This window comes from Ilyobacter sp. (genome assembly GCF_041583315.1).
Taxonomy (GTDB): domain Bacteria; phylum Fusobacteriota; class Fusobacteriia; order Fusobacteriales; family Fusobacteriaceae; genus Ilyobacter.
In genome coordinates this window covers 1-9,124 of record NZ_JBFHGC010000045.1, presented here as the reverse complement: position 1 = coordinate 9,124, position 9,124 = coordinate 1, and the positions used below count along the sequence as shown (strand labels likewise).

Genomic DNA, 9,124 nt, shown 5'->3' with positions numbered 1-9,124 from the left:
CCTGAAAGCGACGAATTATATAAGGTAGTATAAAAACCAAGGGGGGTAAATACTATGAAAATACCATTTTTAATGACACCTGGACCTACAGCAGTGAGGGAAAACGTAAGGCTGGCAAGAGCAAAGGAGTGTACCAACCCAGATTTAGATCTGAATTTTTATGATTTTTATAAAAATTTATGTGAAAAACTGGGTAAAATCATCGAAACTGAACAGGATATCAGAATACTTTCGGGGGAAGGTATTTTGGGCCTCGAGGCCGCCTGTGCATCTTTTACCGAACACGGGGACAGAGTCCTTGTAATAGACAACGGAATCTTCGGAGAGGGTTTCGGAGATTTTGTAAAAATGTACGGAGGGGAAGCTGTATATTTTAAAGGAGACAGAGAGCACGGTATAAACGTGTCAGACCTAAAAAAGTTTCTGGATAAGGATAATGAGTTTAAATACGCAACCATCGTTCACTGTGATACACCTTCAGGAGTTCTGAACCCGTTAAAAGATATCTGTAAGTCCCTTAAACAATACGGCATTGCTACTGTAGTCGATGCTGTGTCCTCTATAGGAGGGGAAACAGTAAAAGTAGATGAGTGGGAGATTGATATCTGCCTGGGGGCCAGTCAGAAAGTTCTCTCTGCACCTCCAGGACTTACTTTCCTGAGTATCAGCGATACAGCATGGAAGATCATGGAAGATAGAAAGAATCCAGTTGCTGGATTCTACTGCAATCTTTTGATCTGGAAGGACTATTATGAAAAAAAGTGGTTCCCCTATACTATGCCTATAAGCGATATAGAGGGGCTAAATGCCGCCGTTGATAACTATTTTTCGGAAAACACCATAGAAAGACACGAAAGAATAGCCCTGGCCTTCAGAAAAACTCTGATCGAGGGGGGACTAGAGTTGTATACAAAGGACTCGTATTCTAATACCGTCAGTGTGATAAAAGTACCTGAAGGAATCGACGAAGTAAAACTGAGAAAAGACTTGTTGGAAAAGCATAACCTCATGATCTCAGGAGCCTTTGGATATCTCCAGGGGAAGGTAATCAGAGTGGGGCATATGGGAGAAGGGGCGAGAGAGTATAGGGGGTTTTGTGTACTAAAAGCCCTTGAAAAAGAACTTGCCTCCCAAGGATTCAAGCTTAAGAAATCACTCACACAAAATTTCATAGAAATACTCAAATAAAATAAAGAAAAAACCGGCCTCAAATCAAGCCGGTTTTTTCTTTGATTTTTTTTAGATTTTAATAATTTTTAAATTTTACTGGGTTATATTCAGTGACCCATTTTTGAGCTCAGAAGTTACTTCATCATACTCGTATTCTTTATAGCTCACTTTAAAGAAAACAGTATACAGAACCGGAATTACTCCTAAAGTAAGTATCGTGGCAAAAATCAGACCGAAGATCAAAGATACTGCCATAGGTTTCCACATATTTCCTCCGAAAAGCCATAGAGGAATTAGTCCGCATAAAGTTGTCAGAGTTGTCAGTATTATCGGCCTGAATCTACTCTGAGCCGACATAACCACAGCATGAGCAGGTTCTAGACAGTTTTCACTTATCTCTATATCTATCTGGTCTAGCAGTACAATGGCATTATTTACAACAACTCCAGACAGAGAAACCAATCCTATTATTGCAAAGAATCCAAAATTTTGATTACCCACTATAAGGCCTACGGCTACTCCTAAAATTCCCAATGGAATAGTCAGTAGAATAATAATAGGCTTTCTGATGGAGTTAAACTGAGCCACAAGGAGCAGTAGTATAAATAAACCTGCATAAGGGATTTTAGTTCCCAGAGCGTCACTCTGCTTATTGGACATTTCTGATGACCCGCCTATTTCATATTTATAGTTGGCTCCTTCTGCTCTGGCAGCGAGTCCTGCTATTCTTTTGATTTTAACCTCTTCACCTTTTTCAGCCTCCCATTCTTTTACTTTTTCAGCTATCCAAGGAGACATTATTCTGTCTATTTCATTTGATGTGTGGCCCCCTATAACATCTGCCTGCACTGCTATAGTGTAGGTTCTGTCCCTTTTATGAATATATCCACGTTCAAAGTCCATTTTTATATCAGCTACCTGACTGAGAGGAACAAAATTTCCAGTGGAGGATGAGTATATTTTCATTGTATCTAGTTTTGAAAACACTGTGTTGTGTGCTTCATTTGTCCTCAATACAATAGGAATAGATTTCTCGGTAATCTCAGAGTCCAGTTCTCTGTAAGTTCCAATAACCAATCCTTCTAAATTCAGGGCCATGGAGTTAGAAACATCTTCTGTTGTAAGCCCTGCTTTCCTTACTCTTTCCTGGTCTATATTCAGAGTTAATTTCTTAACCTGATTTTTCCAGCTATTGGTTACATTCTTTGCTATAGGTATTGAGCTCAGTTTAGACTGGACTATATCTACCTTTCCAAAAATATCTTCTAAGTTATCCCCTGATATTCTGTACTCCACATCTCTGTCTGCCGAAGGCCCGGTTTTCATTTTCTTGGTTGAAATATCTATATCCGGATAAAGTTCTTTCATATAGTTATCTATTTTCTCCGACATTTGAGGAATAATGCTATGGTCGGTACTGTTATATATTACATATGCATATTCAGATGAAGAAGCTTCTGGAGAGTATGCCAGTACAAATCTTGGAGCTCCTCCTCCTATGAATGTCCCCCAGCTCAGCACACCATCCTTTTCGTATTCTCTTATTGTAAATCCACTTATAATATCTTTAAAAAATCCTGCTTTGAGTTCTTTATCTGGGACTTGCAGATTTTCACCGATATATTTATCCAGGTCCTTTGCCGCTCTTTCTGTTGCCTCAACGGAAGAACCCTTTGGAAGTCTCATAGTTGTAAGCATTATCTTTTGGTCAGATTCCGGCATAAATTCATTTCCTGTAAATCTAAACAAGAATATTCCTGTGCAAAACATTCCAAAAGCAAAAATTACAGTTATTGTTTTATGTTTAAGAGCAAAAAGCAATATTTTTCTATAGGTGGTATAGGTAAGACTTTTGTATTCATGTTCCTTATGATCCACTTTTAAGAAAATAAAACAAAGAAGCGGAACAAGTGTCATGGCAACAATCCAAGACGATAGTAGTGTAAAAACAACTACCTTGGCCATAGGACCTACATACTCCCCCATAGACTCCTCTATAAGGAAGATCGGTGTGAATGCTGCAACTGTCGTCAGCGAGGACATGAGCAGAGGTATTTTAAGCTGTTGAGCCGAGCTTAGACATGCCTCTAGTTTTGATTTACCCTTTTCCATTGCCACCATTATACTCTCACTCATTACGATGGCATTATCGACAAGCATTCCCAGAGCTATTATTAATCCTGCAAGAGACATCTGATCCAGGTTTACCCCGTAATGAGGCATAATCAGAAAAGCCATGGCTATAGAGGTGGGTATAAGCGAAGCAACTATTAGCCCTGTTCTGAACCCTAAAGAAATCAGCATAACAACAAGTACCGTAACTACTGCCTGTGTCAGGTTACTCACAAAAGAGTTTATCTTGTCCTCAACTCTCTGGGGAGAGTAGGCCACAAAGTCAAAGTTTACACCTATAGGATACTTATTTTCCAGACTGCTTACGTATTCTTTCAGATGTTCTCCTAATTTTGTATCATCCATGCCGTCTTTCAAGGACACCGCTACCCCTATAGCCTCTTTACCATTGAATCTTGTAAGATAAGTGGCAGGATTCACATAACCCCTTTTTATCTCTGCTATATCTCTAAGATAGACAATTCCAGTACTTCCAGGTGCATTTATTACCGTATTCCCTATTTCCTCTATATTCTCGAAATCTCCGCTGGTATTGAGGGTCACCTTGTCATTCCCAATAACAATATTTCCAGAGGAAGCGACTTGATTTCTGCCTCCGAGTGCACTTTTTATATCTGAAGTAGTTATACCAAGTTGTGCCAATTTTGAGGGATCAAAATTCAGATAAACTTTTTCCTGCTGGTCTCCGTAAATATTAACTTTACCAGCTTCCGGCACTTTTTTCAAAATCTGCCTTCTCAAATCTTCAGATATTACAGCCAGCTCATGATAACTATAGCCGTCTCCAGTGACCATGATAACCGAACCATACACGTCTCCAAATTCATCATTTACATTTGGCACACTTGTTCCCTCTGGAAGATAAGGCTCTACACTATATTTAATCTTTTTTCTGAGATTGTCCCATATGGGTTGGAGAGTCCTATATTCCGGTCTTATATTTACATAAGTAGTGGAAAGTCCAGGAGAATTTTTAGTCTCTACAAAGTCCAGCTCTTCAATATCCTGGACTACCTCTTCTATTTTATCTCCTACTAATTCAGCCATCTGTTCAGCTGTAGCTCCTGGCCATCTGGTTGTTATCGTTGCTGTTTTTATCGTAAACGGAGGGTCTTCTCCCTTTTGCATACCCTTGAATGTGTTTATTCCCATAAAAATAATGAGGATATACAGCATTATTATAGTGACTCTATTTTTTATGGAAAAATTAGTAATATCCATCTAATTTTCCTCCTTTAAAGATACAGAGACCTCTTGTCCTTCTTTTATCTGAGTCACTCCAGAAGTTATGACATAATCTCCTGATTTTATTCCGCTCAATATCTCCACTCCATCTGAATTTATTTCCCCTATAGTTACCACAGACTTCACTGCATTTCCAAGTCCATTATTTATTTTCTCTATTGTATAGACGTACTTTTCTCCGTCAGGATTCTGATCCAAAGCACTTATAGGAATTACCATCCTGTTCACATTATTCTGATTCAATTCAAAACTTATTTTCGAAGACATCCCGGGTTTTATGAGATTATCTTTTTCCAGTATTTCTATTTTTACAGGAAATGTATTTCCGTAACCATTTGATGATGTTCCTATCTCTATTACCTCGCCCCTATAAGTTTTTCCAGGCAAGGCAGTTATCTCCACATTTACATTTTGTCCCTTTGTCAAAAGTCCTATCAGTGTTTCTGGAATAAAAGTTTCAGTCTGCAGTTTTTCTCCGAGACTTATTTTATAAATAGGAGTTCCTGTGGAAACAGTCTCATTTTCCTCTGTTTCCTCAGATACGATAAATCCATCTTCAGGTGCTACGAGTTTAGTGTATGACAATTTCAGTTTACTCTGAGCCAGACGCATCTCACTTGCCTTGATATTTGATTTAGCCGATTTTTTATAGGCTTCAAACTGTGCCAGCTGAGCCTCTGTAACATCTCTGTTTGCCTTAGAAGAATCATACTGACTTTTTGATACATTATCGTCATAATATAATTTTTCAATACGTGCAAACTCATTTTTTGAATTTACAAAAGAAGCATAGGCACTCTTCAGCTGTGCATCTGACTCTATATATCCGGCCTTACTGCTTTCATACTGTGCAGCAGAGTTTTCCACATCTAGTTTATAATCCTCGTTGTCAAGCTCTGCCAAAACCTGGCCTTTTTTTACATAGTCCCCCAATTTTGCGTATTTCTTTATGATTGTCCCAGATACTCTGAAGCTGAGCTTTGACTCGGTTTCAGAGATGACATTCCCTGCAAACACTCTCTGAAATTCCGTACTTTTATCCTTTGCCACTATGTATCTCACCGTTCTTGGTTTCTTCTCCACCTGAGCAGTCTGATCTTTTTCTTTTCCACAGGCCCCCAAGATGAAGATTGTGAATATAGAAATTAAAATTTTTTTCATTAATACAGCCCCCTACTTTGATGTAATTAGATTTTTAATACTCTCTCTGACTATTCCTTTTTCGATATCATTATATTCAAAATAATATTTTCCACATAATTTCTCCAGCTTAGACTGTGAAATGAAAAAATCAAATTTTACAGATATATTCTTTTGATCTGCCTGGATAAAGCTGTTTCTTGCATCAATCATATCTGTAATATTTATCTTTCCTTTTATGTAGAGTTCTGTCTGAAGGTCCAAACTTTTCCTGGAAGCTTCTGCTGATTTTTCTGCTGATTTTATCCTTCTGTAATTTGCAAAAACTTTAGCATATTGACTGGATATATTATTTGAGATTTGAGAAATTTTGCTTTCCCTGTCAAATTTCAGTTTTTCCAGTTGGGATTCTACCTGCTTTTTCGTATATGACAACTCTCCGCCCTTATAGAGAGGTATCGAAAATCCAACTCCTGCATTCCAATATTCATCAGCCTCTGTATTGCTAGAACCCGTCCCCCAAGGATCTACAAGGTCTCTGTCATAGTTTCCACTGGCTGTGATAGTAGGAAGATATCTTTTTCTTTTTGCAGTCTTTAGTTCCCTCTCTTTTGCTGCAATTCTGGCGTCTATGCTTTTTAGCTCAGAGGAATTCTCCAAAGCCTGCTCAATAAAGTAATTTTTCACTTTATCAAATTTCCAAGGCTTATTTAGTTCATTTTCAAAATTATAAAAAAGATAAAGATCTATAATATCCTCAATGCCTTCTTCCCCAAGTGAAAAATATGTATCCATCGAAAGGTTAAGAAGTCTGTTAAGGTCTGAATTCCCAGCTAATACGCTACTTCTTATGTCTTCTAGATTCGTCATAGAATCTGCCAGTTCACTTTCAAAACGATATACATCTTCAGGGCCACCGCTTCCGATGCTATATTTTGTTCTAGCCACACTCAGATATCTTTTTACAAGATTAAGATTATTTTTTTCTATCTCCAATCTTGAGTTATCCTTTAAAACAGTAATATAACTTTCCAACAAATTTTGAATCTTCTCGATCTCTCCGCTTCTGATATTTTCTTTTGTAGCATCATAGAGTCTCTTTTGAATTGTTATATTTGAAAATGTGCTTTCATCGTATAGCACCTGACTAATTTTAGCTCCGCCTTGTAACGAATTTTCTGCACCTGTAGAATACAGCTTGGCCCTTGTGTTATCCTGTTTATCATAGTCCAATGTCGCAGTGAGAGTAGGTTTCAGGGCAGACTTGGCTATTTTTACATCGTATTCACTTGATACCAGATCTTCTTTTTCAGATTGTAACTCTGTATTATTTTTTAGAAGTTGTTTTATGGCATCTTTCAAGCTCAGTTTTACTGTTCCTAATTCTGATTCGTTTATCATCTTTATCTTTTCAGATAAAAGGTCTCCTGGATATAAATCCGAAGCTTTCGCCACTCTGTAATCTACAAGAATATTAGCGTTTGCAGAGTCTAGATTCTTGGTTAATTCAGAAAAATTTCTGCCTTCATAATATTTCAAAAGATTCAATGCTGCCACACGTATTCTTCTGTCCTGTTCCTCCTCTAGAGAGTACCCCATGAGAACTCCAGCATCGTTTTTTTCATTGAAAAACAGGGAAAAACTAGGAACTCCTTTCTCAGACGATTTTTCCATAGGCCCCTGCAAAAGTAAATCTTTATCTGAAAGAACAATCAGACCGTCATTTTTTGATATGTCAGCCTCAATCTTTTCCTTAGAATCTTCCAAAGATATCATGGCTACATCTTTGTCTGAAAACATTTTTTCAGACACCAGTTTCTTTCTGTATTGATCTGCTGTGATTTTAAATTCACCAGAATAAACTATCCCTATTTTTTTTATATCTCTGGTTTCACCTAAGATATTTATAATCTCTTTCAGAGAATAATTGGTAGAAATAGCATTCAGATTTTTTACCTCAACAATTGAGTCATAAGCAAAGGGTGCAAGTACAAGTTTAGTATATTTTCCATTTAGATATTTAGTTGGGTTTATATCCATGGAAAATATAACCTCTATACCCTTGTCAGCCTGCAATTTCTCCACTGCCCCTCCAAGGTCTTTTAGCGGGGAAACCACCTCTTTTTTTATCTTTGGATGATACTGGGTATTTTCAAAATTCTTTTTGAGCTCTCTTTCCAAGGTTAATCTCAGATTTTCATTCACTTCTTTGGATTGATCACCGTATATAACCCCTATACTGATCTCTTTTCCGAAAGACATGAGAAACATCCCAAAAATTAAAAAAATTATAAGAATCCGTCTTTTCATAATAACCTCCCATTAAGTATTAATATATTCAAGTTTAAAACAACTAAATTTTTCATAATAAACACATACATGCTTTTTACAATAAAATTAATCTATTTTTAAATTCACAAACCCATTATAAACTGTACAGCAGTTTCACAGTCAAGAAGTTATAAATAAAAAATATTGAAAACTGACACAAATTAAAAGGCTTAAACTCCATTAGAGAGTTCAAGCCAAGTATTATTGGGATTTTTTTAAATCCTTCATCAATTCTGACCCTGCATTTCCCGGATTTTTATATAGAGAAATCTAAGATACTCATACTCAAAGGGAGTCCCTGTACTGTAATATCTAAAGCTGACATTGCTTCTGCTGTCTACTGAGTTTGATACTAAAAACTCAGTGTCATTCCTGCTGGCATCTCCCAACCTCAAAGGGTCTGCATAGGACTGTACTAGGGTGTCTACCCCCAATCCTGTAGCATCTCTCAAAGTGCTTGGCCCAAAGAGAGGAAGAATCAAGTAAGGTCCTGGCTTTACTCCGTAATAAGCAAGAGTCTGACCAAAGTCCTCTTTATAACGCTCAAGTCCTCCACGGGAAGCCAGGTCAAATAAACCAAAAACCCCGAATGTACTGTTAATTGCAAATCTGTTAAATGTCACAAGAGTTTTTTTCCCTTTCAACTGAAGTGATGAATTTATAAAGGTTTTAATCTCGCCCAGATTGCTGAAAAAATTATGTACTCCTGTCTCCATAAAATTTGGTGTAATATACCTATATGTGTCCACAACAGGAAGAAAGATATATTGATCAAATTTTGCATTAAAATAATAGACTCTTCTGTTAAAGGGTTCCCACGGGTCATAAGCTTTAAAATAATTCCCGTTATCCTCATCAATTTTGAGTATAAGGATATTCCCCTTAGGCGGTGATTTTCTCTTTGCAGAGCTGCATGATACTCCAAACACAATTAAAATAACGACTATAAAATATTTAATCTTCATTAGTCAGCACCCCCTGTTGAAAATATCTGACAGGCCCCCTCGGGCGACAGATCTACGCCATCGGCCTTGCCGCCCCCGGCCAGCCTGAGTATATGACTGGCGTCACCAACGCGGTGGACAACACCACGCGGTGCTTGATG

At 37.5% G+C, this 9,124-nt stretch carries 5 protein-coding genes; 1 reads left to right on the top strand and 4 read right to left on the bottom strand.

Going from position 1 to position 9,124, the window contains the following annotated elements:
* Positions 1 to 54 precede the first annotated feature (54 nt).
* Positions 55 to 1,188: an alanine--glyoxylate aminotransferase family protein gene (locus ABZA26_RS02865; protein ID WP_372713016.1), complete on the top strand. Its 1,134-nt coding sequence runs from the start codon at positions 55 to 57 to the stop codon at positions 1,186 to 1,188.
* A 75-nt stretch (positions 1,189 to 1,263) separates the two neighbouring features.
* Here the strand turns inward: ABZA26_RS02865 and ABZA26_RS02860 are convergent, their stop codons facing one another.
* The 4 genes from ABZA26_RS02860 to ABZA26_RS02845 all read right to left on the bottom strand — a co-directional run bounded on the left by ABZA26_RS02860 (position 1,264) and on the right by ABZA26_RS02845 (position 8,984).
* A complete protein-coding gene (locus ABZA26_RS02860) occupies positions 1,264 to 4,524 on the bottom strand; it encodes an efflux RND transporter permease subunit (RefSeq protein ID WP_372713015.1) in 3,261 nt (1,086 codons plus the stop codon).
* Positions 4,525 to 5,709: an efflux RND transporter periplasmic adaptor subunit gene (locus ABZA26_RS02855; protein ID WP_372713014.1), complete on the bottom strand. Its 1,185-nt coding sequence runs from the start codon at positions 5,707 to 5,709 to the stop codon at positions 4,525 to 4,527.
* Positions 5,710 to 5,721: 12 nt separating this feature from the next.
* The gene (locus ABZA26_RS02850) at positions 5,722 to 7,998 is read right to left on the bottom strand and encodes a TolC family protein (RefSeq protein ID WP_372713013.1); all 2,277 of its coding nucleotides are present in this window, start codon (positions 7,996 to 7,998) and stop codon (positions 5,722 to 5,724) included.
* 248 nt (positions 7,999 to 8,246) lie between these two features.
* Positions 8,247 to 8,984 carry a VacJ family lipoprotein gene (locus ABZA26_RS02845; protein WP_372713012.1) on the bottom strand — a complete coding sequence of 246 codons (738 nt, stop codon included), beginning with the start codon at positions 8,982 to 8,984 and terminating at the stop codon, positions 8,247 to 8,249.
* Between the last annotated feature and the right edge of the window lie 140 nt (positions 8,985 to 9,124).

What these genes read in the sequence shown, in the direction of transcription:
- ABZA26_RS02865 (WP_372713016.1), top strand. Translation starts at nt 55, where the DNA reads ATGAAAATACCATTTTTAATGACACCTGGACCTACAGCAGTGAGGGAA.
- ABZA26_RS02860 (WP_372713015.1), bottom strand. Translation starts at nt 4,524, where the DNA reads ATGGATATTACTAATTTTTCCATAAAAAATAGAGTCACTATAATAATG.
- ABZA26_RS02855 (WP_372713014.1), bottom strand. Translation starts at nt 5,709, where the DNA reads ATGAAAAAAATTTTAATTTCTATATTCACAATCTTCATCTTGGGGGCC.
- ABZA26_RS02850 (WP_372713013.1), bottom strand. Translation starts at nt 7,998, where the DNA reads ATGAAAAGACGGATTCTTATAATTTTTTTAATTTTTGGGATGTTTCTC.
- ABZA26_RS02845 (WP_372713012.1), bottom strand. Translation starts at nt 8,984, where the DNA reads ATGAAGATTAAATATTTTATAGTCGTTATTTTAATTGTGTTTGGAGTA.